Source organism: Streptomyces sp. NPDC051963 (genome assembly GCF_044593495.1).
GTDB lineage: Bacteria > Actinomycetota > Actinomycetes > Streptomycetales > Streptomycetaceae > Streptomyces.
The window spans coordinates 321,384-346,537 of record NZ_JBIUCC010000004.1; the positions used below are offsets into that span (position 1 = coordinate 321,384).

23 protein-coding genes are annotated in these 25,154 nt (G+C 70.9%); 14 read left to right on the forward strand and 9 right to left on the reverse strand.

Features of this window, described 5'->3' with window-relative positions; genetic code table 11:
• Positions 1–33 precede the first annotated feature (33 nt).
• The 3 genes from ACIHFB_RS18185 to ACIHFB_RS18195 form a co-directional block, all read right to left on the reverse strand.
• Complete coding sequence (locus ACIHFB_RS18185) at positions 34–1,656, reverse strand: MFS transporter (RefSeq protein ID WP_400127313.1); 1,623 nt, start codon at positions 1,654–1,656, stop codon at positions 34–36.
• A gap of 100 nt (positions 1,657–1,756) precedes the next feature.
• Entirely contained in the window at positions 1,757–3,196 is a 1,440-nt protein-coding gene (locus ACIHFB_RS18190; protein WP_400127314.1) for an NAD-dependent succinate-semialdehyde dehydrogenase, read from the reverse strand.
• A complete protein-coding gene (locus tag ACIHFB_RS18195) occupies positions 3,193–4,446 on the reverse strand; it encodes an aspartate aminotransferase family protein (protein WP_400127315.1) in 1,254 nt (417 codons plus the stop codon). Before ACIHFB_RS18195 ends, ACIHFB_RS18190 begins: the two co-directional genes overlap by 4 nt.
• 238 nt (positions 4,447–4,684) lie before the next feature.
• On the opposite strand from ACIHFB_RS18195, the gene ACIHFB_RS18200 reads away from it, so the two are divergent.
• From ACIHFB_RS18200 to ACIHFB_RS18240, 9 genes are all read left to right on the forward strand, one after another.
• A complete protein-coding gene (locus tag ACIHFB_RS18200) occupies positions 4,685–6,331 on the forward strand; it encodes a PucR family transcriptional regulator (protein WP_400127316.1) in 1,647 nt (548 codons plus the stop codon).
• Between the two features lie 559 nt (positions 6,332–6,890).
• Positions 6,891–8,189: an extracellular solute-binding protein gene (locus ACIHFB_RS18205; protein WP_400127317.1), complete on the forward strand. Its 1,299-nt coding sequence runs from the start codon at positions 6,891–6,893 to the stop codon at positions 8,187–8,189.
• Positions 8,190–8,196: 7 nt separating this feature from the next.
• Complete coding sequence (locus ACIHFB_RS18210; RefSeq protein WP_365274251.1) at positions 8,197–9,075, forward strand: sugar ABC transporter permease; 879 nt, start codon at positions 8,197–8,199, stop codon at positions 9,073–9,075.
• Entirely contained in the window at positions 9,072–9,953 is an 882-nt protein-coding gene (locus tag ACIHFB_RS18215) for a carbohydrate ABC transporter permease (RefSeq protein WP_400127318.1), read from the forward strand. Before ACIHFB_RS18210 ends, ACIHFB_RS18215 begins: the two co-directional genes overlap by 4 nt.
• A 35-nt stretch (positions 9,954–9,988) precedes the next feature.
• Positions 9,989–11,119: an ROK family protein gene (locus ACIHFB_RS18220; protein ID WP_365275115.1), complete on the forward strand. Its 1,131-nt coding sequence runs from the start codon at positions 9,989–9,991 to the stop codon at positions 11,117–11,119.
• Between the two features lie 62 nt (positions 11,120–11,181).
• Complete coding sequence (locus tag ACIHFB_RS18225) at positions 11,182–12,711, forward strand: GMC oxidoreductase (RefSeq protein WP_365274256.1); 1,530 nt, start codon at positions 11,182–11,184, stop codon at positions 12,709–12,711.
• Positions 12,708–13,316: a nucleoside deaminase gene (locus ACIHFB_RS18230; protein ID WP_365274258.1), complete on the forward strand. Its 609-nt coding sequence runs from the start codon at positions 12,708–12,710 to the stop codon at positions 13,314–13,316. Before ACIHFB_RS18225 ends, ACIHFB_RS18230 begins: the two co-directional genes overlap by 4 nt.
• Positions 13,313–14,242: a sugar phosphate isomerase/epimerase family protein gene (locus ACIHFB_RS18235; protein WP_400127320.1), complete on the forward strand. Its 930-nt coding sequence runs from the start codon at positions 13,313–13,315 to the stop codon at positions 14,240–14,242. Before ACIHFB_RS18230 ends, ACIHFB_RS18235 begins: the two co-directional genes overlap by 4 nt.
• 90 nt (positions 14,243–14,332) lie before the next feature.
• Positions 14,333–14,737 (forward strand): (2Fe-2S) ferredoxin domain-containing protein, encoded by a 405-nt coding sequence (locus ACIHFB_RS18240; RefSeq protein WP_365274264.1) that lies wholly within the window; start codon positions 14,333–14,335, stop codon positions 14,735–14,737.
• On the opposite strand, the gene ACIHFB_RS18245 is transcribed toward ACIHFB_RS18240, so the two are convergent.
• From ACIHFB_RS18245 to ACIHFB_RS18260, 4 genes are read right to left on the reverse strand one after another with little or no spacing between them, the layout of a single operon-like run.
• Positions 14,694–15,533: a metal ABC transporter permease gene (locus ACIHFB_RS18245; protein ID WP_400127321.1), complete on the reverse strand. Its 840-nt coding sequence runs from the start codon at positions 15,531–15,533 to the stop codon at positions 14,694–14,696. The genes ACIHFB_RS18240 and ACIHFB_RS18245 overlap by 44 nt on opposite strands.
• Positions 15,530–16,339: a metal ABC transporter permease gene (locus tag ACIHFB_RS18250; RefSeq protein ID WP_400127322.1), complete on the reverse strand. Its 810-nt coding sequence runs from the start codon at positions 16,337–16,339 to the stop codon at positions 15,530–15,532. The genes ACIHFB_RS18245 and ACIHFB_RS18250 overlap by 4 nt, the downstream gene beginning before the upstream one ends.
• Complete coding sequence (locus ACIHFB_RS18255) at positions 16,336–17,181, reverse strand: ABC transporter ATP-binding protein (protein ID WP_365274272.1); 846 nt, start codon at positions 17,179–17,181, stop codon at positions 16,336–16,338. The genes ACIHFB_RS18250 and ACIHFB_RS18255 overlap by 4 nt, the downstream gene beginning before the upstream one ends.
• A complete protein-coding gene (locus ACIHFB_RS18260) occupies positions 17,178–18,143 on the reverse strand; it encodes a metal ABC transporter solute-binding protein, Zn/Mn family (RefSeq protein WP_400127323.1) in 966 nt (321 codons plus the stop codon). The genes ACIHFB_RS18255 and ACIHFB_RS18260 overlap by 4 nt, the downstream gene beginning before the upstream one ends.
• A 150-nt stretch (positions 18,144–18,293) precedes the next feature.
• On the opposite strand from ACIHFB_RS18260, the gene ACIHFB_RS18265 reads away from it, so the two are divergent.
• From ACIHFB_RS18265 to ACIHFB_RS18275, 3 genes are all read left to right on the forward strand, one after another.
• Positions 18,294–19,253, forward strand: a complete 960-nt coding sequence (locus ACIHFB_RS18265; protein WP_400127324.1) for an ATP-binding protein — start codon at positions 18,294–18,296, stop codon at positions 19,251–19,253.
• A gap of 61 nt (positions 19,254–19,314) precedes the next feature.
• Positions 19,315–19,707, forward strand: a complete 393-nt coding sequence (locus tag ACIHFB_RS18270) for an SCO5389 family protein (protein WP_365274280.1) — start codon at positions 19,315–19,317, stop codon at positions 19,705–19,707.
• A gap of 164 nt (positions 19,708–19,871) precedes the next feature.
• Positions 19,872–21,344, forward strand: coding sequence for a family 43 glycosylhydrolase (locus ACIHFB_RS18275; RefSeq protein ID WP_400127325.1), 1,473 nt, complete (start codon positions 19,872–19,874; stop codon positions 21,342–21,344).
• Between the two features lie 125 nt (positions 21,345–21,469).
• On the opposite strand, the gene ACIHFB_RS18280 is transcribed toward ACIHFB_RS18275, so the two are convergent.
• Positions 21,470–22,801 carry a vanadium-dependent haloperoxidase gene (locus ACIHFB_RS18280; RefSeq protein ID WP_400127326.1) on the reverse strand — a complete coding sequence of 444 codons (1,332 nt, stop codon included), beginning with the start codon at positions 22,799–22,801 and terminating at the stop codon, positions 21,470–21,472.
• Positions 22,802–22,931: 130 nt separating this feature from the next.
• On the reverse strand, positions 22,932–23,957 hold the full coding sequence (locus tag ACIHFB_RS18285; RefSeq protein WP_365274291.1) for a DUF2278 family protein: 1,026 nt from the start codon (positions 23,955–23,957) through the stop codon (positions 22,932–22,934).
• A 133-nt stretch (positions 23,958–24,090) separates the two neighbouring features.
• Here ACIHFB_RS18285 and ACIHFB_RS18290 point away from each other — a divergent pair, with 133 nt between their 5' ends.
• The gene (locus tag ACIHFB_RS18290) at positions 24,091–24,531 is read left to right on the forward strand and encodes an SRPBCC family protein (protein ID WP_365274293.1); all 441 of its coding nucleotides are present in this window, start codon (positions 24,091–24,093) and stop codon (positions 24,529–24,531) included.
• On the forward strand, positions 24,531–25,100 hold the full coding sequence (locus ACIHFB_RS18295) for a class I SAM-dependent methyltransferase (protein WP_400127327.1): 570 nt from the start codon (positions 24,531–24,533) through the stop codon (positions 25,098–25,100). The genes ACIHFB_RS18290 and ACIHFB_RS18295 overlap by 1 nt, the downstream gene beginning before the upstream one ends.
• Positions 25,101–25,154: the final 54 nt, after the last annotated feature.

A 25,154-nucleotide genomic window follows, 5' to 3' on the forward strand; every position in this document is an offset into this window, starting at 1 on the left:
TCCACCACGAACGTCCCAGGGGCCTGGGCCTGATCACCGAACGGAGTCTGCGTACTCCTCGTCCCCTTCGGACTTCGCCGCCACCGGCTCCTCGTGGCGGTCCTCGCTGGCGGCCTTGCGGCCGGGCAGGACCAGGAAGACGATCACCGTTCCGACGGCCATGATGATCCCGCCGATGAGGCTGGTGTGGGCGATGGAGTGGGCGAAGGACTCATGGACCGCGTCGACCAGGGTCTGGGCCTGCTGCGGTCCGGCGGACGGTGTCCTCGCGATCTGCTCGGCGACGGCGAGGCCGCCGCCCACCGAGTCCTTGGCGGTGTCCATGGCGGCCGCCGGGAGGTTGCCGCCGACCAGGTCGGTCAGCTTGTCCTTGTAGGACGTGGCGAGGAGCGAGCCGAGGATGGCGATACCGAGGGAGCCGCCGAGTTCCAGCGCGGTGTCGTTGGCGCCGCCGCCGACGCCCAGTTCCGACTCGGGGAAGGTGCCCATGATGGTGTCGGTGGCCGGGGACACGCTCAGGCCGATCGCGAAGCCGAGCAGCAACAGCGGCGCCAGGAAGTCGGTGTACGTCGAGCCCGCCTCGATCTGCGTGAGCAGGAAGACGCCCGCCGTGCCGATCACCATGCCGGTCCCCACCACCAGCTTCACGCCCAGTTTCGGGGCCAGCCGGCCGGTCACCGCGGCGCCGACGAAGACGGCTCCGGCCAGCGGCAGCAGTCGTATGCCGGTCTCCAGGGCGTTGTAGTCGAGGACGAACTGGAGGAACTGGGTGGCGTAGTAGATCGAGCCGAAGGTGCCGAAGAAGAAGAACAGCACCGCCAGCATCGAGCCGCTGAAGGGGCGCCTGGTGAACTTGCGCACGTCCAGCATCGGGTGCGGGTGCTTCAACTCCCAGGCCACGAAGGTCAGCAGGCCGACACCGGCGACCACGGCCGCGGTGATCGGGCCGACGCCCCAGCCGAAGTGCGGGCCCTCGATGGTCGCGTAGACCAGGCTGCCGACGGAGACGATCGAGAGCAGACCGCCGATGTAGTCGATCCGGCCCGTCTTCGCCGCCTTCGACGGCGGCACCAGGAACAGTGCGGCGACGACGCCGACGAGCGCGAGGGGGACGTTCATCAGGAAGGTGGAGCCCCAGGCGTGGTCCTCCAGCAGCCATCCGGCGACCAGCGGGCCGACGGCGATGGCGAGGCCGGAGGTGGCGGTCCAGGCGGTGATGGCCCTGGCGCGCTCGCCCCTCGGGAACATCGCGACCAGCAGGGACAGGGTGGCCGGCATGACGACGGCGGCACCGATACCCATGATCGCGCGGGCCACGATGACCAGGGTGGTCTCGTCGACCAGCCCACCCATCACCGAGCCGCCCGCGAAGATCAGCAGACCCAGTATCAGCGCACCGCGACGGCTGTACTTGTCGCCGATCGAGCCGAGCACGAGCATCAGCGCGGCGTACGGGACGGTGTAGCCGTCGATGACCCACTGAAGGTCGCTGCTGGACAGGCCCAGGTCCTTCGTCATGTCCGGTGCCGCCACGATCAGCGACGTGTTCGCCATGACGACGATCAGCAGGCTCAGGCAGAGCACGAGCAGTGCCCACCAGCGCCGGGCGTACGGCCCGGTCATTTTGTCCACGGGTGTGTTGGCAATGAACGGCACGGGAGGCTCCCAGAGGCAAGGAGTTAATTGCACATCAATGAGCAGATTACTTTGTTGCTCATCGATGTGCAAGTAATGCCGGTGGGCCCCCTCGTCGAGGTCAGCGCACCGGGATCGCCAAGTACTGGTACTCCAGGAACTCCTCGATTCCGACCCGGCCGCCCTCTCGGCCGAGCCCCGACTGCTTGACCCCGCCGAACGGCGCCGCCGGGTTGGACACCAGGCCGGTGTTGAGGCCGACCATGCCGACCTCCAGGCGTTCGCTGACGCGGATGGCCCGGTCGAGGCCCTCGGTGAAGACGTAGCCGACGAGGCCCCAAGGGGTGTCGTTGGCGCGGTGCACGACCTCGTCCTCGTCGTCGAAGGTGAGGATCGCGGCGACGGGACCGAAGATCTCCGTGTCCATCAGGCGGCTGCCGGGGTCCACGTCGGCGAGTACGGTCGGCGGGTAGAAGCAGCCGGGACCGTCCGGTGCGGTGCCGCCGACCAGCACGCGGGCACCTCGGTCCACCGCGTCGGCGACCAGTTCCTCGACCTTGGTGCGGCCCGCCGTGTCGATCAGCGGACCGACGTCGACTCCGTCCCGCGTGCCGGGGCCCACGACGAGCGCCCCCATCCGCGCGGTGAGACGCCGTGCGAACTCCTCGGCCACCGACCGCTGGACGAAGAACCGGTTGGCGGCGGTGCACGCCTCGCCCATGTTGCGCATCTTGGCGGTCATCGCGCCGCCCACGGCCACGTCCAGGTCCGCGTCGTCGAAGACGATGAACGGCGCGTTGCCGCCCAGCTCCATCGAGGTGCGTACGACGGTGTCGGCGCACTGCGCCAGCAGCAGCCGGCCGACGGCCGTGGAGCCGGTGAAGGACAGCTTGCGGATCCGGCCGCCGCGCAGCAGGGGCTCGCACACCTCGCCGGCCCGCGAGGTGGTGACGACGTTCAGCACACCGTCCGGCAGACCGGCCTCCTTGAGGATCGCGGCCAGCGCGAGGCTGGACAGCGGGGTCTGCGGGGCCGGCTTGAACACCATCGTGCAGCCCGCCGCGATCGCCGGACCGATCTTGCGGGTGCCCATGGCCAGCGGGAAGTTCCACGGAGTGATCAGCAGACAGGGCCCGACCGGACGGCGGGAGAGCAGCATGCGGCCCAGGCCGTCGGGCAGGGTGCCGTAGCCGCCGTCGATACGGACGGCCTCCTCGGAGAACCAGCGGAAGAACTCGGCGGCATACGCCACCTCTCCCCTGGCCTCGGCGAGCGGCTTGCCCATCTCCGACGTCATCAGCCGGGCGAGCTCCTCGCTGCGGTCGAGGATGATCTCGTGGGCGCGGCGCAGGATTTCGCTGCGCGCCCGGGGTGCCGTACGCGCCCACTCCTGCTGCGCCCGGACGGCCGCGTCCTCCGCGAACCGGGCGTCCTTCGGACCCGCGTCGGCCACCCGGCAGAGGACCTCCCCGGTCGCGGGGTCGTCCACGGCCAGGGTCGCGCCGTCCGCGGCGTCCACCCAGGCGCCGCCGATGAACAACTGCTTCGGTACGTCGGTCATGAGGTCGCTCCCTCCACCGCGGCCGTCCATGCACGAAGGCCCTCGTCCACCGCCGTCTCGTCGATGACGAGCGCCGGGATCATCCGCACGACCTGGTTCCAGGCGCCGCACAGCAGCAGGAGCAGGCCCTCCTCGACGGCGGCCCGCTGCACCCGGGCGGCGGTCTCGGGGTCGGGCTCGCCGTCCTCGGTGACGAACTCGCTGGCCAGCATCAGCCCGAGGCCCCGGACGTCACCGATGCCGGGAGTGCGGTCGGCCACCGCCTGAAGGCCCTGGCGCAGCCGTGCCCCCATCGCCTCGGCGTTCTCGACGAGCTTCTCGTCGCGTACGACATCGAGGGTGGCGCAGGCCGCCGCGCAGGCCACGGCGTTGGCGCCGTACGTACCGCCCTGCGAGCCCGGCCACGCCTTGCTCATCAGCTCCTCGGAGGCCGCGATGCCGGACAGCGGGAACCCGCTGGCCAGCCCCTTGGCGGTGATCAGGATGTCGGGTGTGACGCCGAAGTGGTCGTGCCCCCAGAACCGGCCGGTGCGCCCGACGCCGGTCTGCACCTCGTCGAGGATCAGCAGGAAGCCGTGGCGGTCGGCGCGCTCCCGCAGCCCTTCCAGGAAGGCCTGGGTGGCGGGGACGTATCCGCCCTCGCCCAGCACCGGTTCGACGATGATCGCGGCCGTGTCGGCGGGCGAGGAGATCGTCTGGAGCGTGTAGTCCAGCTCCTTCAACGCGAAGCGGGTGGCGCTCTCCTCGTCCCAGCCGTAGCGGTAGGCCGTCGGGAACGGGGTGACGACCACACCGCTCATCAGCGGCGAGAAGCCGGACCGGAAGCGGGTGCCGGAGGTGGTCATGGCGGCCGCGGCGACCGTACGGCCGTGGAAACCGCCGTGACAGACAACGATGTTGGGGCGGCCGGTGGCCTGTCGGGCCAGTCGCAGCGCCGCCTCGACCGCTTCGCTGCCGGAGTTGGTGAAGAACAGGCTGTCCAGGCCGGCCGGCAGCACCTCGCCGAGCTTGTCGACGAGCCGTCGCAGCGGCTGGTGCATGACCGTCGTGTACTGACCATGGACCAGCATGCCCACCTGCTCCTGGGCCGCGGCGACCACCGTGGGGTGGCAGTGCCCGGTGCTGGTCACGCCGATACCGGCGGTGAAGTCGAGATAGCGGCGGCCGTCCTCGCCGTAGAGATGGACGCCCTCGCCCCGGACCGCCACGACGGGCGTGGCCTGGCGAAGGTGCGGCGACAGTGCGGTCATGGTCGTCTCCTGGCCTGTGTCGTCGGTCTGCGTCGTCGGTTCGCGCGGTCTGTCGAGCATCCCCACGGCCCAGGACGCCGACAACGCCTGATCTGTCCGGCCTGGAGGCGGTATCCGGACGTTGTGTCAGGCGTGGCGGGCTCCGAGCACCGCTCACCCCTGCCCCGGCCGCCCGCCGGCCGCTCTTGCGCAGGTCAGTGACGCTTGTCAGAGTGACAGGGGAGGTTGGGAGGCATCGGTGAACTACAACCAGCCCGCAGGCCCCGGACCCCCGGGCCGTCCGCTCACCGTCGCCGACGTGCTGGCCCTTCCCGTCCTGTCCGCGGGCCGCCCGCAGGTCGTCACCGGGTCGACGCGCCTCGACCGTCCCGTCCGCTGGGTCCACATCACCGAGCTCACCGATCCCGCGTCCTTCCTCAAGGGCGGCGAACTCGTCCTGACCACCGGCATGCCCCTGCCCGACGAGCCCGCCGGCGTACGCCGTTACGTCGACGAGCTCGCCGACATCGGCGCCGCGGCCCTGGTCATCGAACTCGTCCGCCGCTATCACCGGCCGCCCGAGGCGCTCGTCCAGGCGTGCCGCACGCGCGGTCTCCCGCTGGTCACCCTGACCGAGGACGTCAACTTCCTGGAGGTCACCCAGGTCGTCCACACGCTGATCCTCGGCAACCAGGCGGACGCGATGCGCAGGACCCAGCGCATTCATGAGGCGTTCACCGCTCTCACGCTGCGCGGCGCGGGCCCCGAGGACGTGCTGCGGGCCGCGGCGGAGATGAGCGGCCACACGGTCGTCCTGGAGAACCTCGTCCATCAGGCGCTGATCTGCGAACCCTCCGGCGGCACCGCCGAGACCGCGCTCACCGACTGGGAACGGCGCTCCCGGGCGACCCCGCCCGCCGACCGCACGGGCCGGTCGGGCCCGGAGGGGTGGCTCGTGGCATCCGTGGAGTACCAGGGCGAGGGCTGGGGAAGGGTGGCCATGCTCCCCGCGCCGACCGGCACCTCCACCTCGACCGCGTCCCCGGTCTTCGGCTCCGAGGACGTCACCGTCCTGGAGAGAACAGCGATGGCCCTGACCATCGCCCGCCTCATCCACACCACACCCTGGGAACGCACCGCACACCGCAACGCCCTGCGCGACCTCGCCGAGCAGCGCCACCGTTCGCCGGCCGACGCCCGTGCCCGAGTCGCGGCCCTGGGCCTGCCCACCGAGAACGCCTGCTTCATCGCCGTACTCGCGGACATCCCCACCGCGGAGGACACCGCGAAGACCGAAGCCCGCCTCCCCGAGGAGCTGAGGACGACGGGCACCAAGGCACTCGTCGGCCGGCTCGCCCCCACCCGCCTCGGCATCCTTCTCGCGCTGCGCCCGTCCCAGCCCTGGCGCCCCGCCGTCGAGCAGGTGAGCCGCGCCGCGCACGGCGTCGCCCCGGGAGCGACCCTGTGCGTCGGCTCCCCGGCCCCGGCCCTCGCCGACGTCGCCCGTTCGTTCCGCGAGGCGGCCCGCGTGGCCGAGGCGACCGGGCCCGGCCGGCCGCTCCCCGCGGAGCGTTCCTTCCACGAACGGTCCGACATCGGACTGCGCCGACTGCTGTTCGCACTCCGCGACGACACCCGGATCCAGGACTACGCGGAACGGCAGTTGGGCCGCCTCATCGACCACGACACCCGCCACGGCACCGACCTGCTGAGCATCCTGCGCCAGTACCTGGACGCGGCCGGGAACAAGACCGTCGCCGCCCGCGCGAGCGGCCTGTCCCGGGAGACCGTCTACCAACGGCTGCGCACCATCGAGCGGATACTCGACTGCGACCTCGAATCGGGCGAACAGCGCACCGAACTCCACGTCGCCCTCAGCGCACTTGACGTCCTGCGGGCCCGGTGACGTAGCGACGCCCGGCGGGAAGAACCTCGACTGTCGTCGGCCGAGGTGGAGTTCGACCTGCGAGCGGAAGCGCTCGACCTCGGCACGGTTCGACATGAACTTCGCGAACGCCTTGGGGTCGGAGTTCTGGTAGGACGACAGCGGCTTCAGCCCGGCCGGCGTGGCGAGGCCTTCGCCACCCGGTGGAGCGCCTGCGGCTGATCCTGCTCACTCGCCGTGGACGACGGTGTGGTGTGGGTGGTCCGGGCTATCGCGCCCGCGGCGACCGCCGCGGCCGGCTTCCGCAGCCGCCGGTGCAGATGGTCGGCGAGGAGGGTGGAGAAATCCCGCAGGAAGCGGCGCCACCCGGCACAGAGCGAGCAGCAGCCCTCCGGCCACCAGGGCGGACGCCGTAACCATCACCCGCTGAGCCGTAAACGCACAAATCTGCACGAATCGATTTCGCTACAAGTTCCGAAATTATTCGTGACGGGTGCGCCACTTGGCCGAAATGCGCGCTCCATACCTTCCTGAAATCGCACCTCTGCCCACAGTGCCTTCAGGAGACAGGAGCCCCCGCGTGCCCAATTCCCCGCGCCGCGGCGCCCTACGGCTGACCGCCGGTACAGCGCTCATCTGCACCTTCGCTCTGACGGGCTGCGGGCGTGGCGGTGACACCGCCGCGACGGGCAGCGCCGCGCCCGTCGACACCTCCCCGGCCACCGGCAGCGTCGACGTCTGGGCCGCCCAGGGCGATGCCGACGTGCTCGACAAGGTCATCAAGCCCTTCAAGGCCGACAACCCCGACGTCAAGGTCAACTTCACACTGATCCCGAACGCCGAGTACTACACCAAGCTCCAGTCGGCGATCGCGGCGGGCAAGGGACCCGATGTCGCGCAGTTCTTCCCCGAGTCGCAGGCGCAGTTCCTCGATCCGTCGATCCTGCGGCCCGTGCCGGACGGGCTCGTCGACCAGGGCAGCTTCTTCAAGAGCCTGTGGGACGCGGGTGTGGTCAAGAACGTGGCCTACACGGTGCCCTGGTACGCCTACACCTACGCGCTCGTCTACCGCTCCGACCTCGCCGACAAGGCGGGGGTGAAGGCGCCGGCGACGTGGAAGGACACGGTGCCGTTCTTCGAGGCGCTCGAAGGCGCCGGCGCCGGGCACGGCCTCGGGGCGGACAACGGCTGGGACATCTTCAACGGGCAGGACGTCGCGATGTACGCCTGGCAGGCCGGCGGTTCGCTGGTCTCCTCCGACGGCAAGTGGAACCTGAACACACCGGAGATGGCCGACGCGATCAAGTACAACGCGTCGTTCTTCACCTCGGGCGCCGCCGACACCAGCACACCCACCTTCCTCGACGCCCAGCCGTACTTCACCTCCGGCAGGACCGCCGCGATGATCACGGGCCCCTGGGTCATCGGCCAGCTCGACAAGGCCGCGGGCAAGAACGGCTGGACGACGTCCCACGTCGCCACCGCACCCCTGCCGGCCGGAGAGTCGAGCAGCGCCTCCTTCTCCGCCGGAGGAAGTTGGGGGGTACTCGCGGACAGCGACAACGCGGACGCTTCATGGAAGTTGGTCCGCCACCTCGCGGAGCCGAGCACCCAGGTCGCGCAGTACAAGGCGTACAGCTCGCTGCCGGCCGTGATCTCCGCCTGGGACGACCCGGTCATCGCCGACCAGCCCCTGCTGGACGCCTTCTTCACGCAGATGACGAAGACTCGGGCGTTTCCGCAGGTGAGCACCTGGCAGCAGGTCGCGACCCGGCTGGGCAAGGAGATCGAGGCCGTGGCCAAGGGCACGGAGAGCGCCCAGAAGGCCGCCGCGAACGTCCAGGCGTACGCGGACAGCGTCGGCACCGGCGCGGAGTGATCGGCGGATGACCACCCGTACCCGGCGAACGGCCGTCGCCTGGCTGTTCCTCTCACCGTTCACCGTCGTGTTCCTGCTCTACACGGCGATCCCCACCGTTGCGGCGCTCGGGTTCAGCCTCACCGACCTGCGGGGCACGGATCTGCGGCATCCGTTCGCGGTCGACTTCACGGGCCTGGAGAACTATCTCCGGCTGTTCCGGGACCAGAGCTTCCTGCGGGACATCCTGAACACCGCCGTGTTCGTGGCCGTCGGCGTGCCGTTGACGATGGGCACCGGGTTCGCGCTGGCCCTCGCGCTGAACTCCGGCATCCGCCGGCTGCGCGGGGTGTTCCGTACGGTCTTCTTCGCGCCGGTCGTCACCAACGTCGTCGCGGTCGCCCTGATCTGGCGGTACGCCTTCAACGACAGCGGCACGGTCAACAAGGTGCTCGACTCTGTCGGCTTCGCCGGACCGAACTGGCTGGACGACCCGAACCTGGCCATGCCCGTGGTCATCCTGCTCGGCGTCTGGCGCAACTTCGGCACCGCGATGGTGCTGTTCCTCGCCGGTCTGCAGGCGATCCCGCGGGACGTGTACGAGGCCGCCGCCCTCGACGGGGCGGGCCGGTGGCGGCAGTTGCGGCACATCACTCTGCCGCTGCTGCTGCCCACCACCCTGATGGTCTCGGTACTGCTGACCGTCTTCTGCCTCCAGGTGTTCGACGAGCCCTATCTCCTCACGGACGGGGGCCCGCTCGGCTCCACCGAGTCCGTGGCGCTGTACACCTACCACCAGTTCGGGGCGGGCGAGTTCGGGATGTCGTCGGCCGCGTCCTTCGTGACGCTCGTACTCGTCGCGCTGGTGAGTCTCGTCCAGTTCCGACTGCTGAGGTCCCGCGCATGACCGCCGTCGCCGCGTTCGAAGACGCCCATCTGACCGCCGACCGGATCGCCGTGCGCCGCCGGTCCGTCTCCCGGCCGCTGCTGTACGGCGCGCTGGTGCTGTGCGCGCTGCTCACGATGCTGCCGTTCCTCTGGGTGATCAGCGGCTCGCTGCGCAGTCTCGACGAGATCCGCTCCGACCCCGGCGCCTGGCTCCCGCACGACGTCACCCTCGACAACTTCGTGCGGTTGTTCGGCACCGAGGGTTTCGGCCGGTTCATGGTCAACAGCATCGTGGTCGCGACCCTCGTGGTGGCCGGCAACATCGTGGCCGCTTCGGCCGCCGGCTACGCGCTCGCCAAGCTCGACTTCGCGGGCAGGCGGATCGCGTTCGGCGCGGTCATGGCCGCGCTGATGGTGCCGTTCACCGCGGTGTTCGTCCCACAGTTCGTGATCACCGTGGACCTGGGTCTCGCTGACTCCCTCGCCGGTATCGCCCTGCCGGGCGTGGCTCTGCCGCTGTCGGTGTTCATCATGCGGCAGTACGCGATGTCGGTCCCCGACGAACTCCTCGAAGCGGCGCGGATCGACGGCGCCGGCGAGTTCCGGATCTTCTTCCGGATCTTCCTCCCGCTGGCCGGACCCGCGGTCGCGACGATCACGATCATGTCGTTCCTCACCTCGTGGAACAACTTCATCTGGCCGCTCATCGTCGCCCAGAGCATGTCCAGTTACACGCTGCCGGTGGGCCTCGCCGCCACCAGTCAGGCAGCCGGTCACGTCACCGACTACGGCCTGATGCTCGCCGGCGCGATCGTCGTGATGCTGCCGGTGCTCGTCCTCTTCCTGTTCCTGCAGCGCTACTTCGTGCAGGGCATCTCCGGAACGGGCATGCGGTGACCGCGGTGACCTCCAGAGGCGCACGGCTGTCCGGCATGAACCAGAGCGCCGTCCGACGCGTCAACACATCGGTCATCCTGCGTGCGTTGGCGGTGTCGGCCGCGCCGACGACATTGACCGCGCTCGCGGAGCAGGCCGGGCTCTCCCGCCGCACCATCGAACTGATCCTGGACTCCCTCGTCGAGGCGGGCTGGGTGGCCGAACTGGACCGCGTACCGACCAGCGGCTGTGCCGGACGCCCCGCCCGACGCTACGAACTGCGGGCCGAGCACGCGCTGCTGGCCGCCGTACGCATCACCACCTCGGACGCGTCCGCGGCGGTCGCCGACGTACGCGGCCGCATCCTCGGCCGCGCGTACCGGCCCCTGCGCGCCTACCAGGATCCGCAGGTCACCCTCGACGACGTTGCGGCGCTGGTGCGGGACGCGCTCGACGACGCGGGCGGGTCGGCGGACCGGCTGCGGGCCGGCGCGGTCGCGGGCGGCGGTGCCATCGACGACCACGGAGTCGTCAGGCGTCTGGTGCACACGACGCGCTGGGAAGGCGTCGACCTGCCCGATGAACTCGCGCGCCGCATCCGTATGCCCTGGTTCGCCGACAACGACACCAACCTCGGTGCCCTCGCGGAGCGTTGGCGGGGTGTGGCCGGCGACCACGACAACGTCGTCTGGGCGATGCTCGGGAACCGCACCGGTCTCGGCATCCTCATCCGAGGGGCCGTACACCGCGGTCTCGACGGTGCCGCCGGTGAGATCGTCGAGGCGGTGTCGATGCCGACGGGCTCGGTCGAGAACCACCCCGTCGCCTGGCTCACCTCACCGGACCCGGCCCAACGCGCCGTCGCACTGGACCGCTTCGACGCGGCTCGCTCCGGCGACGCGACCGCGCTCGCGGAGGTCGACGAGCTCGTGGCGAACATCGCGTCGATCCTCACCACCTTGTCGTGGACGGTCGCGCCGTCGCTGATCGTGCTCGGCGGCGGTCTGGAGGACGCGGCCGATGTGCTGCTGCCCCGGGTGCGCGAGGCGTTGCGCCGTGCCCGCACCCCCGCGGTCGAGCTGCGCGCCACGGTCCTGGGCCGCGACGCGCCGCTGATCGGCGCCGTCAAGCTCGCGCTCGACCGCATGGACACCGAGCTGTTCGGCCCGCTGATCCCCAGTGCATGACCGCGTACGCCCCTCACTTCACCACGTACGCCGCCCCCCCCTCGGCAGGACAGGAGCCTTCCTTGACCGACACCCCGCACACCGACGTCCTCGTCGTCGGCAGCGGCATCATGGGATCCGTCGTGGCCCGGCTGCTGCGCGACACCGATCCGGCGCTGCGCATCACGATGGTCGACGGCGGCAGCGCGATCGGCGAGGTCCCCGGCCGGCATCTGCACGATGTCGACGACCCGGTGCTGTGGTCGCGCTACAACGAGCAGGTCACCACGGGCATCCAGGGCATGTACACGGGCGCCGAGGTGGTGCGCGAGGTGGCGGCCGGCCTCACCGACCTGCCGCCCGGCATGTTCCATGCGCTCGCCTTCGGCGAGGACGCCGAGGCGATGCCGGCGACGGCGTTCGCCTGGAACGCGGGCGGCATGGGCGTGCACTGGACCGCCGCGACCCCGTGGCCCGCGGGAGACGAGGTGTTCGACTTCGGCGACCCGGCCCGCTGGGAGGCGGATCTGGAGACCGCGCGCCGGGCGGTCGCGGTCACGCCCTCTCCGATCGGTCCGACCGAGGTCGGCCGAGTCGTACTCGACGTACTGCGCCGACGCTACGACGGGACCGGACCGGACGACCGTGGGCCGCAGCCGATGCCCATGGCCGTCGCCGCGTCGGCATCGGGCCCCCTGCCGCGCACCGCTCCCGGGACGATCTTCCCCGCGCTCGCGACGGGCGGGGACCCGGCCTTCACCTTGGTCACCGGCACCCTCGCGACATCGCTCGTCGTGTCGGACGGCCGGGTCACCGGCGCCCGGCTGCGTCGGGTCGCCGACGCCGCCGAGTCCGAACTCCGGGCGGACGTCGTGGTGGTGTGCGCCGACGCGCTGCGCACCCCGCAGCTGCTGTTCGCCTCGGGCATCCGGCCCGAAGCGCTCGGCCGTCACCTCAACGAGCACGCCTTCGTCACCGCCCGCGCGCTGCTCGACCTCGACCGGTACGGCCTCGACCTGGACGCCCTGCCCCTGCCCCGCACCGGCGAGTTCTGCACGGACTCCCTCTGGCTGCCGCAGAACGGCGCGGCCCAGCCGTTCCACGGACAGATCATGAACCGGACGTACGTCGACGGCGGTGGCCGCCCGCTCGCACACTCCGTGGGCCTCTCGCTGTACGTCCCCGTCGAGTCACACCCCGACAACCGGCTGGTGTTCTCCGACACCGAGACCGACCTCGCCGGCATGCCGCGGATCGGCATCGAGTTCGGCTACTCCGACGCCGACCGCGCGCTGATCCGGCGGGCTCTGGACGAAGTCCGTTCCCTCGCCGAGGAGTTCGGCCCGTTCGACCCGGACACGGAACGCGCCCTGCTGCCGCCCGGTTCCTCGCTGCACCTGACCGGCACCGTCCGGGCCGGTACCGCCGACGACGGCACCAGCGTGTGCGACCCGGACGGCAGGGTGTGGGGCTTCGACAACCTGTACCTCGCCGGCAACGGCGTGATTCCGACGGCGATGGCGGCCAACGTCACACTGACGGGCGCGGTGACCGCGGTGCGCGCCGCTCGCGCCGTGGCCGAGCGCCATGCACTCACGGGAGTTCAGTCATGATCGACATCGCGAGGGAATACCGCGTGGCACTGCCGGCGTGGATCGACGACGAGCTGGCCGACGTGCCCTCGGTCATCCCCGGCCGCGAGGACCGGATGCGCCTCGTGCACCGCCTCGCCGACCGCAACTGGCGCGAGGGCAACGGCGGCCCGTTCGCGGCACTCGTCGCCGAGCGGGGCACCGGCCGGATCGTGTCCGTCGGCGTGAACGTCGTGCTCGCCTCCGGGGTGTCGAGTGCTCACGCCGAGGTCGTCGCGCTCGGCCTCGCCCAGACGGCGACCGGCGGCTGGGACCTCGGCGGCCCCGGTCTGCCGACGCACGAGCTGGTCGTGAACTGGCGTCCGTGCGTGCAGTGTTACGGCGCGACGATGTGGTCCGGGGTGCGCGGCCTCGTCGTCGCAGGCGAGGGCCCGGAGCTGGAGGAGATCACCACGTTCGACGAGGGCCCGCTCGGCGCGGACTGGGCAGAGCAGTTCGAGGCCCGCGGCATCGACGTCGTACGGGATGTGCTCCGGGACGGGGCGCTCGCCGTGTTCCGGAACTACCGGGACGCGGTCGACGCCGACGGCGTCGTCGTCTACAACGCGCGCGGAGGTGCCGTATGACACCGCGGTTCGCGACCGACATCATCACCTTCTTCCACCCGGATTTCTGGGGACTCCAATCCGCGGACGCCGTGCGCGGCTGGGCCTCGGCGAACCCCGAAGGCTTCTGGGAACGGGTGATGGACGCGCTGGCCGAGGCCGGTGTCACGGGTATCGAGTTGACCTTCGCGCCCGGCGACATCGACTCGGCGCTGCGTGCCTTCGGCGGCGCACCTGCGTTCCGCCGCGCGCTCGAGACCCGGGGCCTGTCGGTCGTGAGCGCCTTCATCGCCGGGAGCGACTGCCCCGACTGGCGGGACGGAACGAACCTGCCCGCGATCGTCGCCGACGCCGAGCGACGCGCGGCCTTCCTCGCCGGCATGGGGGCCGAACTCCTCGTCGCCGGACTGCCGATGCGGACGACGTTCGGGACGCGCCCGCCCTTCTTCGTCGACGCCGCCTATATGACGCGGATGGCCGACATCGCCCACGTGGTCGGCGAGGCCGTCGCCCGACACGGGGTGAAGCTCGCCTTCCACACGGAGTCCAACAGCACGCTCTGGTACGAACGTGACATCGACCTGTTCATGGCGCTGACGGACCCGCGCTATGTGTGGCTGTGCCCCGACTCCTGCCACATCGCGCTCGGCGGCGGCGACCCCGTCGCCGTCGCACGTCGCCACGCGCAGCGCATCGCCCTGGCGCACTGGAAGGACGCGGTCAAGCCGATCGACGTCCACCTCACCGTCGACGAAACGGTCTTCGCCCAGCAACAGCCCTACATGACCGAACTCGGCACGGGCATCGTGGACTGGAGAGGATGGGCCGACGCCATGTCCCGCACACCCGGCGCCGGCATCGTCCTCATCGAACTGGACGAGGCTCCCGATCCCGTCGCCGCGCTCCGGGCGGGGACGGCCGTCGCGTCGCGGCAGATGCGCGCATGAGGCCGAGCCCGGAGCCCCGGTGGTGATCTACGCTTGGCCGGCCCGCATCTCGCGCTCGCCGTGGCGCCGACCGAAAGTGGATCTCCCGCCGTGAACCGATCCGTGATCCGGTCCGCGCACCGGCCGTGCACGCTCGTGGTGTGCCGGGGCTGCTGCTGCGGCAACCAGCGCAAGTACCCCCGCACCGACCACACTTGGCAGCTCGACCGGCTGCGGTCCGCCGCGCTGGACTCGGGCGGCCGGTTCACGGTACGCACGACGGACTGCCTCGGCCCCTGCGACGCGGCGAACGTGATCGTCGTCCAGCCGTCCGGCGCCGGACGTCAGGCGGGCGCCAAGCCCGTCTGGATCGGCTTCGCGATGGACGACGACTGCACGGACGAGCTGCTGTGCTGGGTGTCCGAGGGCGGTCCCGGCGTCGCCGAGCCGCCCGCCGCGCTGGAGTTGCAGTTCATCCGCCCGCCGCGCGAGGCACGGGCCCGCGCCCGCCGGTGAGGCCGAGTACCGCCGCGTACACCGCCGTTGCCGTCGCCAGTATGGTGAAGCTGGGCGGCAGGGACGGGAAGGTGTAGCTCAGGGCGAGTCCGGTCCACAGGTCGGTGACCGCGAGGCCCGCCGCCAGCCACAGGGCGCGGTACGGCCGGTCGGTGAGCCGGTGTGCGGTGCCCGCCGGGGTGGCGAGCAGGCCGAGGAGGAGCAGGGAGCCGACGGCCTGGGTGGCCTCGGCGGCGCAGACTCCGACCAGGACGAGGAAGGCGATGCCCAGGGCCCGTACGGGCACCCCGCGGGCCGCCGCCACCGCCTCGTCGACGGACGCGAACAGCAGCGGCCGGGCCAGGAGCAGTACGGCGGCACCGACTCCGACCGCGACCACGGCGGCCGTCCACGCCTGTGCGGCCGACAGCCCGAAGATCGACCCGAAGAGCACACTCACCCCGGCGGTCCCGTGCGAGGCGCCGCGCGACGTCGAGTACAGGGTGAGGAAGAAGGCGCCCAGACCCAGCAGCCAGGAGAAGACACCGCCGATGGCGATGTCGTCCGCCCTCCCCCGCCGCCCCAGCAGCCCGATCAGCACCGCCACCCCGATCGTCGCCGCGAACAGCCCGAGCCGCAGATCGACCCCGGCCGCCAGCGCGGCCAGCGCGCCGGTGAACGCGACATGGCTGAGCGCGTCGCCGGTGAACACCTGGGCCCGCAGCACCAGGAAGTACCCGACCAGTCCGGCCGCGAAAGCGATCGTGGTGCCCGCGATCAGGGCGTGCACGAAGAATGGATGCCCGAGGGCGCTCACGCCGGCCTCCTGACGGCCCGGACCACGACGTAGGTGCCGAAGGCGAAGCCGGTGACGTAGAAGCCGATCGGATACGGCGAGTAGTACGCGGCAGTCAGCGCGCCCCAGGTCACCGCGACCGCGATCAGCACACCGACGGCAAGGCTCAACACCGGTCGTGCGGTGAGGAGTTGAGCAGTCGCCGCGGGCATCACCAGCAGGGCGAACACGAGCAACGCCCCCGTGATCTGACTCGCCCCCGCCGTGGCCGCCCCGAGCAGCACCAGGAACACGGCGGACAGCGCCCGCACCGGCACACCCCGCGCGGCGGCCACATCGGCGTCCACCGAGGCGAACAGCAGCGGCCGTCCGATGACGGCGAGCACGCCCAGAGCGACGACCGCGACCAGGGCCAGCACCACCACCTGCGTCTCGGTGATGCCCAGGAAGCTGCCGAACAACAGGGAGTTGACCCCGCCGAGAAACCCCTTGTACAGGGCGACGAACAGATATCCGCAGGCCAGCAGGAACGCCTGCACGGTCCCCGTCAGCGCCGCGTCCTGGCCCGCCTCGCGCCGCGGCGCCACGGCGATCACGAGCGCCGCGGCCACACAGAACGCGAAGTAGCCGTAGCCGACGGCGACCCCGAGCAGCGTCGCGCAGGCGGCGCCCGGGAAGCTGACCATGGCGAGGGTGTGCCCGGCGAAGCTCTGCCGGCGCAGCACCATGAACCAGCCCATGACGGCGGCCAGTACGGCCACGATCGTCCCCGCGCGGAACGCGTTGACCATGAAGGGGTACGACCACAGCTCGCGGATCACGGTCACGGGGCATGCCGATCGACGTCCGGGGTGCCGACGACGACCAGCCGGCCGTCGCCGGTGCGCAGGACCTCCACCGGAGCGCCGTACAGACGCGTGAGCGTCTCCGTCGTGATGACCTCCTCCGGCGACCCGGCGGCCACCCCGCCCTCGGCGAGGTACACGACACGGTCGAGCCAGGGCAGGATCGGGTTCACGTCGTGCGCGACCAGCACCACGCTCACGCCCCGCTCCCGGCAGATCCGCCCGATCAGCCCGGCGACGGCGCTCTGATGGGACAGGTCGAGGCTGTCCAGCGGCTCGTCGAGCAGCAGCACCTCGGGCCGTCGTACGAGCGCCTGGGCGATCAGCAGGCGTTGCTGCTCCCCGCCGGAGCAGGCGCCGATGGGCCGGTGGGCGTAGGCGGTGGCGCCGACCAGGTCGATCACCTCGGCGACGCACGCGTCCCGCTCGCGCCGACGGCCGCTGAACCGAGCGGGCCACGGCACGGGCACGCCCCAGCGGTGGCCGTCCAGTCCGAGGCGGACGATGTCGACGCCCCGGATCCGCAACGACGTGTCGAAGCTGCGGCGTTGCGGCAGATACCCCACCCGGTCACCGGCCCGGCCCGGCTCCTGCCCCAGCACCCGCACCTCGCCGAAGGCCGGCGGAACCGCGCCCAGCAGCATCCGCACCAGCGTCGACTTGCCGGCCCCGTTCGGGCCGAGCACGGCCACGAACTCGCCCGCGCCGACGTCCAGTTCGACGCCCGACCAGAGGGTACGGCCGCCGACGCGGGCGGCGGCCCCCCGCAGCGAGACGACGGGTGCTGCCTGCGCGGGGGCCCGCGGCCCTACGGTCGTCGTCACTTGCCCGTCGCCTCGGCCAGCGCCTGCTGGATCTCCCGCAGCTGCCGCACCTGCCACTCCTGGAAGGACGCGCCCGCCGGGGTGAGCGTCTCGGTGACGGTGGCCACCGGGATGCCCTTGGCCTTGGCCTCCTCGACCTGGGACTGCACATCGGGCGTGGAGTTCTGGCTGTTGTAGACGTAGACCTTGATCTTCTTCTCGGCGATCTGCTCGTCGATCGTGGCCTTGTCCCCGGCGGTCGGGTCGGTGCCCTCGCTGATCGCGTCGAGGAAGGTCCCGGGCGTGAGCGTCTTCAGGCCGAGACCGTCGGCGAGGGGACTGACGATGGACTCGGAGGCGCCGATCGGGGTCCCGGCGTAGGTCTTCCTGATGCTCGATATCAGCCCGTCGTAGGTGGCGAGGGTCCGGTCCTCGAAGGTCTTCTTCCGGGCGTCGAAGTACGAGGCCCGGCCCGGGTCGATCTTCTTGTAGTCGGCGGTGATCCTGTCGATGACCTGGTGGACGTCGTCCGGCGAGTACCAGCGATGCGGGTTGCCGCCCGGTTCGACGCCGACGAGGTCGCCGACGTTCAACTCGGTGCGGTCGGAGGAGGGGTTGACGGACAGCAGCTTGTCGGCCCAGGCGTCGTAGCCGATGCCGTTGACGACGGCGTACCGGGCGGTGGCCACCGTGCGGCCGTCGGCGGCGGTGGGTTCGTAGTCGTGCGGGTCGGCGTTCGGGTTGTCGATGATGCTCGTGACCTTCACATGGCTGCCGCCGAGCTGCGCGGCCAAGGAGCCCCAGAAGTTCTCGGCGGCGACCACCTGGATCGGGTCGTCCGAGGACGAGGAGGTGCCGGTGGCGGAGGAGGCCGCCGTGGAGCAGGCGGTCGCGCCGACGCCGAGAGCTGCGGCCACGAGGGCGGCGGTGAGACGGCGGCGGGAGGGGGTGGGGTGCGGGGCCGGGCGGAAGGCGGGGTGCATGGTGGGTCCTCTTCGGTGACGCGTTCGCTCGACGGACTCCTCGCACCCTAGATGCTTAATGAAAATCATTGCCGTTACTTGGTGGAGTAATGGGATCCATTTTCATGTAGCCTGCGTTCGTGACATTCATTTCCAATAGGGGCGGCTAGCATGCGCGTTGCCTTCGTCGGTAAGGGCGGCAGCGGCAAGACGACCCTGTCCGCACTCTTCGCCCGTCATCTCGCGCGCTCGGGCGCGCCCGTCGTCGCCATGGACGGCGATATCAACCAGCACCTGGCCTACGCACTCGGCCTCGACGAGGACGAGGTCTTCGCCGCGCCGCCGCTCAGCGCGCGGACCCGTGAGATCAAGGACTTCCTGCGGGGCACGAACCCACGGATCCCGTCCCCCGAGGCCATGGTGAAGACCACCCCGCCCGGGCGCGGCTCCCGGCTGATCCGGCTTCTCGGCGACGACGAGATCCACTCGCAGCACGTCCAGCGGGTCGGCGAGGTGTCCCTGATGGTCACCGGCGCCTTCGACGAGAGCGACCTCGGGGTGGCCTGCTACCACTCGAAGCTGGGCGCGGTGGAGCTGTATCTCAACCATCTGGTCGACGGCCCCGGCGAATACGTCGTCGTCGACATGACCGCCGGCGCGGACGCCTTCGCGTCGGGGCTGTTCACCCGGTTCGACATGACGTTCCTGGTCGTCGAGCCGACCCGGAAGAGCGTCTCGGTCTACCGCCAGTACCGCGACCACGCGGCCGAGTTCGGCATCCCGGTCGCCGTGGTCGGCAACAAGGTCACCGGCGAGGACGACCTCGCCTTCCTGCGGCAGCACGTGGGCGCCGACCTCCTCGCCCACTGCGAGCAGTCCGCCTTCGTCCGCGCCCAGGAACAGGGCCGCGACCGGGGCGAGCTGGAGCCCGTCAACGCCGGGGCCCTGGAGCGACTGCGCGCCGCCGTCGACGCCCGCACCAAGGACTGGGCCGCCTTCCAGCGACACGCCGTCGAGTTCCATCTGCGCAACGCCGTCGCCTGGGCCAACGAGGCCACCGGCCAGAACCTCGCCGACCAGGTCGACCCCGAGTTCCGACACGGCCCCGCCGCACTGGCCGCGTTCGCCTGAGGCACCTGACACCTGAGCACCTGAGCACCGACTCCCAGCACAACAGACAGGACACCCCTTCATGTCGCTCGACGTCTCCCCGCAGCTCCTCGCCGAAGCCGAGAACGGCCAGGTGCGGGAAGAGGACTTCGTGGAAACGGTCCGTACGTCCCTGCCGTACGCCTACGACCTGATCGCCCGCCTGGCCGGTGAACTGCGCGCCGGACAGGCCGAGTTCGCCGACAACCAGACGCCGCCGCCATCGGAGAAGGAGCGTGGCCAGCTGCTGCGGGCGCTGTCCAGCGACGCGATCCGGGGCAGTCTGGAGCGGCACTTCGGCGTCGCCCTCGCCTTCCAGAACTGCCACCGCGTGGCCGCGTTCCCGCCCGCGGCGCGCGGCGGCGAGACGTACACCCGCTTCACGTCCCTGCGCGCCCAGATCCTGAACCAGTCGCCGGAGTTCCGCGACTGCTGAGGCCGTATGCCGGCCGGCGCAACCCTGGACGATCAGGGTTGCGCCTCTTTTCGCATGCGCCACAAGCGTTCATGTGCCACAACCGTTGACGAGGACATGCCCCGCTCCTATCTTCTGATCGAATTCACGAACCGCGTTCGAAATCACGGACAGGATGGTCTCGTATGCGTCGGCTGCTCGTCTTTCTCTGCGCCGTACTCCTCGCACTGGTGTCGGCGACCCAGCCGGCTTCCGCGGCCGACGGCCGCCCGTACACGAACCCGCTCAAGTCCTACAAGGGCGCCGACCCTTGGGTGCAGTACCACGACGGCAACTACTACCTGATCACCACGACGTTCACCGGCATCCTCGGCATCCGCAAGTCGCCCACCCTCGCGGGCCTCGCCACCGCGCCCAATGTGCAGGTCTTCTCGGACACCACGTCGACGCGCAACACCAACTTCTGGGCGCCCGAGATGCATCTCTTCAACGGCCGCTGGTACGTGTACTACTCCGCCGGACAGAGCGGCGTCGCGTGCTGCGACTCGCAGCGCACGCATGTGCTGGAGAGCGCCGGTACGGATCCGATGGGGCCGTACACCTACAAGGGTTCACTCACCGGGTCCAACCTCACGCCGGGCGGCTGGCTGATCGACGCGAGTGTGCTCCAGGCCGGCAACCGGCTGTACCTGGTGGGCAGCGGGTTCATCAACGGCAGTACACAGAGCCTCGTGATCGCGCCGCTGAGCAATCCGTACACCCTGGCGAGCAGCGCCTTCACCGTCATTTCCAGCCCGACCCTGGGCTGGGAGCGGTCCGGCAGCCCCGTCAACGAGGGCCCCGAGCCGCTGTATCGGGGCGGCCGCACCTTCCTGACGTACTCCGCGAGTTCCTGTCAGACCGCCGACTACAAGCTCGGTCAGCTGGAGTTGACGGGATCCGATCCGCTCAGCCCGGCCTCCTGGACGAAGAAGCAGACGCCGGTCTTCCAGCGGAGTGACGCAAGCGGCGTGTACGGGCCCGGCCACAACGGCTTCTTCACCTCGCCGGACGGCACCGAGAACTGGATCGTGTACCACGCCAACTCCGCGGCGAACGGTGGCTGCGGCAACGGACGGACCACCCGCGCCCAGGAGTTCACCTGGAACGCCGACGGCACCCCGAACCTCGGCACCCCCGTCGCCCTCGGTACGACGCTCCCCGGGCCGTCCGGTGAGACGGCGGCGACGCCGACCTCGTACACGCTCGTGAACCGCAACAGCGGCAAGTGCCTCGACGTCGCGGGCGGCGGCACCGCCGACGGCACGGACATCGTCCAGTGGACCTGCACCGGCGGCGCCAACCAGAAGTGGCGTGTCGAGGATCTGGGCGACGACACCAACCGTCTCGTCAACGTCGCCACCGGCAAGGTGATGGACACGGCCGACTGCTCCGCCGCCGACGGCGCCGCCATCCGGCAGTGGTCCTGGCTGAACAACAAGTGCCAGCGCTACCGGGCCGTCCTCACGGCCAGCGGTGACCATGTCCGGATCGTCAACGAGTCCACCGGCAAGGTCGCCGACGTGGCCGACTGCTCGACCGCCGACGGCGCCGACGTACGCCAGTGGACCTGGCTGAACAACAACTGCCAGCAGTGGCGCCTCATACCCACGACCTGACGTGATCCGGAGAACTGGAACAGTTGCTGTACGTCCGGACGCCGAGCACGGCGACGGATCGGGCGGACGCCACGTTCTACGGCCAGTGACGGCGCAGGCCGTGGGAGTCCACCCGGACGGGCCGTTCAGTGCAGCGGCTTGAAGTAGTGCGCCAGCGCGAAGGCGCCGATGCGGGTGCCGACCTGGTTGGCGACGATGTCGCTGGTCCGGAAGTGGATGCCGCCCCAGACCCGGGCGTTGACCACGTCACGGTTGTACGCGGCCGCGCCGGTGTACGTACGGGTGGTGCCCGTCACCGCCGACGAGATGCGGAAGTCGATGTCACCGCCGGTCAGACGGCTCAGGACGCTCATGGCGGCGCCGTCGATGACGCAGTGGCCGCTGATGTGGTCGGGGTAGGGGGGCGTGTCGAGCAGCGGTGTCCACGACGGGTCCGGCGCGGTCGCGGGGTTGCCGTCGGTGTCCGCGAGCTGGATCGCGGTGATCGGGCGCCACTGGCCGTAGGTCAGCTTGGCGTTCCAGCCGGTGATCGCCGCGTCGGCGACCGCCGTGTTGGCGGCGGCCGACAGCCGTGCCGCCTCGACGATGTCCAGGCCGTGGCGCTCGATGTAGCCGCGGTAGGCGGCCTGGAGCTGCACCGGAATGAGGTCGCTGAAGAACAGCGCGGTCTCGGTCTGCTGCGCGGTCCGCGCCGAGCCGGTCTTCGCTCCCAGCGCCTTCACTTCGGCGAAGTCCTTGGTGTACGTCTTCGAGGCCGGCGTGGGCGGGGGCCCGGGCAGGAACCGGTCCGGCGAGTTCGCCAGCATCGGCCGCACCTTCGCGAGCCAGGGGACGGCGAAGGGCGCGTTGGCGGGCGGGGTGGGCCGCCAGATGCCCGGCGAGGGAGGTTTGTCGTACGTCACCGGGGCGCCTCGCCCGTCGTTCTCGCGGAGCTCGATGAGGTGGCGTCCGGCCCGCTCCCCGAAGGCGACGCCCCGGTCCTCGGCCCGCCCGTCCGGGATCTTCGCCAGTGACGCGGTGTAGGCCGCGTCGAGCCGGGCCTGTGACGCCGGGAAGTAGTTCAGCAGGACGCGGTGGGCTGCGGTGGCGGCGGCCGCCTCGGAGGAGGCGGTGCGGGGGCCGCGTTCGTGCCACTTGTATCCGGCGTAGCGGCCCTCGATGCCCACCACCGCGTTGTACACGGCGGCCGACACGAAGCCGTACCAGAGGGTCTGCTCCGCCGCGGGCTTCTTCGCGTCCCCCTGGATCGTGGCGACGGCGGTCGCGTTCCAGTCGGTGATCGCCTCGGGGCCGGGGGCCCGGTTCGAGGCGTGGGACGCGGTGGTCGACGCGGTGGTCGACGCGATCGCCGGGGACCAGGGCGAGACGCCGATTGCGAGAACCGTCAGGCCTGCGACGAGCGTGTGGCGGACGGTACGGGAGGGTGGTGCTGCCGATCCATGCTGATCCTTGGTCATGGGGTACCCCTCGGACGGATTTGTTGCGCCCAAGAGTGAGCCCACGGCCGGGCCGGACGAGGGGATTCCCCGGTTCGGCCGGCCCGCTGAACGCAGGGCAGCGGGCCGGCGAACACATGCCCCGGGGGCCTCAGAAGACGACGCTCCAGCCCTCCCGTCCCGCCTGTTCCCGGGTGTACGAGACGCCGTGCACCTTCAGGCCCGCGGCGTCGAGGAGGTTGATCTCGCCGCCGTTGTTGCCGAGTCGGGCGCCGTCCGCCGTGAGGGCGACGGGCACACAGGCGCCGGGGGCCAGCGGGCCGGACGGTACCGGGGTGCCGTGGCCGAGGCGGTCGGTGATGCGCCAGCCGGTGAGGTCGACGGGGTCCGGCGAGGCGTTGATCAGGGTCACGGTCTCCGCCTCGGGCGCGGGGCCCCTGGGGTTGACCAGTGCCGCCAGGACACGCACCCGCTGACCGCCGGGCTCGGGACGCGTACCGTCGGTGCCCTCCAGGGTGTGGCCGGTGCTGTCGTCGGTGTGCCAGGACTGGCTCTGGAAGGCGAGGAAGATGCCGACCCAGCGCGACTGCTCGATGGGCTCGCCCGGGAAGTGGATCAGGATCCCGCCGTCCTGCCAGACACCGTCGTCGCCCCGGAAGCGGCGGCTGTTGCCCTGGTTCATATGGATGTCGTGGACGCCGTTGCCGGGCTTGAAGCCGAACACCTTGTCCTGGACTCCGGTTTCGGGCCCCCAGCGCTCGCCGAAGACGTACAGCCGGGCCCGCGGGTCGTCGAGCGCGCGCCGCACATAGTGGTCGAGGACGTCCGCGAGGTCGTTGTCGGGACCGGCGACGTCCGGCGGCAGCGAACGCATCCGCGCCGGGTCGAAGAGGTTGCCGCGCACGAAGTCGAGGTTCGGGCCGCCCGGCCCGGACGGCAGGGTGTTCCAGCCGCTGACCAGACCCTCCAGCCGGGTCGTGACCGGGTGCCGGAAGTCCTCGTCGACGAGATACAGCAGCTCGGACGGCCGCTCCTGCGACAGGACGTTGACGGCGGCGCGGTAGTGCGTGCCCGCGTCGTCCGTGAGATGGATCTGGTAGTGCGGCGAGTCGTCGGCACCCTCGCGCCGGGTGTCGACCGCTCGTGTGATCAGTACGCCGTACGCCTTCAGCGGCATGACGACCAACTCCCCCTACGGGCGGGCGGATTGCCCGCCTATGGGGGCATAGTAGAGGGCTGCCGCCGTGCTTCACCGGTACGTGCGGGAAGTATCGGGCGGAATTCACAAGCAGCTTGCCTACGATCATCGCGTGGTCACCTTCCTCCTCGAACGCACGGCACCCCTCCCTCTCGACGAGGCATGGCGCCGACTCACCGAGTGGCCCCGGCACGGCGAGGTCGTGCCGCTGACCCGGGTCACGGTCGTCACACCGCCCCCGACCGGCAAGGGCACGGTGTTCGTGGCCCGCTCCGGACTGGGGCCGCTGGCCTTCGACGACCGCATGGAGGTCACGGTGTGGCGTCCGCCGGGCGACGGGACACCGGGACTGTGCCGGCTGGAGAAGCGGGGTCGCGTCGTCGTCGGCTGGGCGGAGATCGAGGTACGGCCGGGGCCGGGCGGCCGGACACGGGTCGTCTGGCGCGAGGAGCTGGGGGTGCGGCCGTTGCCCGGGGTGTTCGATCCGGTGCTGGAGCGGGCGTCGCGGTATGTGTTCGGGCGGGCGGTGAATCGGTTGCTCAGGAGGGCGTGATGAGGGTCGACCGGGAGCGATGGGAGGAGCACTTCGGGGCCGGGTACGGCTTCCGGCGGGTGTCCGAGGAGGAGCTACGGCTGCTCACCGAGGCCGTACCACCGCGCGCCGGCGCCCGTGCCCTGGACATCGGCTGCGGGCTCGGCTCGTACGCCGCCGCACTCGCACACCTCGGCTACCTCACTCTCGCCGTCGACTGGGCCGACGCCGCGGTGGCCGCGACACGCGACCGGTACGCGGATCTGGAGCCCCGGCTCACCACCCGTCGCCTGGACTTCGAGGACAGCACCGGACAGCGGTTGCCGGAAGCCGCCTTCGACCTCGTGACCACACGGCTCGTGCTCGCGTTCATGGGCGACAAGGCGGCGGTGGCCGAGGAGGTGCACAGGCTGCTGGCACCGGGCGGCACGTGGGTCGTGACCACGCCGCTGACGGACCGGCTGCCCGAGGAGCGGCGCCATATCGGTGTGACGCCCGAGGATGTGGCGGTGGTGACCGACGGCTGGGACAGGGGCTGTTGGTACGACCTGGAGCGGGGCGGGCCGCGCTGTTTCGTGCTGCGCGGCTGACCGGGGTGCGTCAGAGGCTGAAGACCCGTCGTGCGTTGCCTCGACGGCGGGCAC

Excerpts from the sequence above, each read along its gene's own strand:
- ACIHFB_RS18220 (WP_365275115.1), top strand. The coding sequence starts at position 9,989 with ATGAACCAGAGCGCCGTCCGACGCGTCAACACATCGGTCATCCTGCGT.
- ACIHFB_RS18260 (WP_400127323.1), bottom strand. The coding sequence starts at position 18,143 with ATGCACCCCGCCTTCCGCCCGGCCCCGCACCCCACCCCCTCCCGCCGC.
- ACIHFB_RS18230 (WP_365274258.1), top strand. The coding sequence starts at position 12,708 with ATGATCGACATCGCGAGGGAATACCGCGTGGCACTGCCGGCGTGGATC.
- ACIHFB_RS18285 (WP_365274291.1), bottom strand. The coding sequence starts at position 23,957 with ATGCCGCTGAAGGCGTACGGCGTACTGATCACACGAGCGGTCGACACC.
- ACIHFB_RS18275 (WP_400127325.1), top strand. The coding sequence starts at position 19,872 with ATGCGTCGGCTGCTCGTCTTTCTCTGCGCCGTACTCCTCGCACTGGTG.
- ACIHFB_RS18270 (WP_365274280.1), top strand. The coding sequence starts at position 19,315 with ATGTCGCTCGACGTCTCCCCGCAGCTCCTCGCCGAAGCCGAGAACGGC.
- ACIHFB_RS18190 (WP_400127314.1), bottom strand. The coding sequence starts at position 3,196 with ATGACCGACGTACCGAAGCAGTTGTTCATCGGCGGCGCCTGGGTGGAC.
- ACIHFB_RS18265 (WP_400127324.1), top strand. The coding sequence starts at position 18,294 with ATGCGCGTTGCCTTCGTCGGTAAGGGCGGCAGCGGCAAGACGACCCTG.
- ACIHFB_RS18295 (WP_400127327.1), top strand. The coding sequence starts at position 24,531 with ATGAGGGTCGACCGGGAGCGATGGGAGGAGCACTTCGGGGCCGGGTAC.
- ACIHFB_RS18195 (WP_400127315.1), bottom strand. The coding sequence starts at position 4,446 with ATGACCGCACTGTCGCCGCACCTTCGCCAGGCCACGCCCGTCGTGGCG.
- ACIHFB_RS18235 (WP_400127320.1), top strand. The coding sequence starts at position 13,313 with ATGACACCGCGGTTCGCGACCGACATCATCACCTTCTTCCACCCGGAT.
- ACIHFB_RS18215 (WP_400127318.1), top strand. The coding sequence starts at position 9,072 with ATGACCGCCGTCGCCGCGTTCGAAGACGCCCATCTGACCGCCGACCGG.
- ACIHFB_RS18210 (WP_365274251.1), top strand. The coding sequence starts at position 8,197 with ATGACCACCCGTACCCGGCGAACGGCCGTCGCCTGGCTGTTCCTCTCA.
- ACIHFB_RS18280 (WP_400127326.1), bottom strand. The coding sequence starts at position 22,801 with ATGACCAAGGATCAGCATGGATCGGCAGCACCACCCTCCCGTACCGTC.